The 356-nt window shown below is 65.2% G+C and carries 1 protein-coding gene; it reads right to left on the bottom strand.

What is annotated here, in order from left to right; translation table 11 throughout:
* Positions 1-356: condensation domain-containing protein (locus IG98_RS46305; RefSeq protein ID WP_037973101.1), on the bottom strand; the 356-nt coding region annotated here is incomplete at both ends.

The following is a 356-nucleotide window of genomic DNA, read 5'->3' as shown; positions in this document are numbered from 1 at the left end:
ATCTCGCTCAACCGCACATCCGGATCAGCGACCACCGACTCCAGCAACCGCCCGAACCGCACCACCATGTCCTCGACCGTCACCCGATCGAACAGATCGAGACTGAACTCCAGACCGCCTTCGAGGCCGCCGCCGGGACGCTCGGCAAGGGTGAGCTGGAGGTCGAACTTGGCGGTGTCCGGGGTGAACGGTTCGACGGAGATGGACAGCTCGTCGAGCTGGAGGGCCGGGACGGGGTTGTTCTGGAAGGCGAGCATCACCTGGAAGAGGGGGTGGCGGGCCATCGAACGAGCCGGAGCGACGATCTCCACCAACCGCTCGAACGGCAGATCCTGATGACCGTACGCCGCCAGATC

This window comes from Streptosporangium amethystogenes (assembly GCF_000721075.1).
In the GTDB taxonomy this organism is placed as follows: domain Bacteria; phylum Actinomycetota; class Actinomycetes; order Streptosporangiales; family Streptosporangiaceae; genus Streptosporangium; species Streptosporangium amethystogenes.
This window is presented reverse-complemented; position numbering and strand designations above follow the sequence as displayed.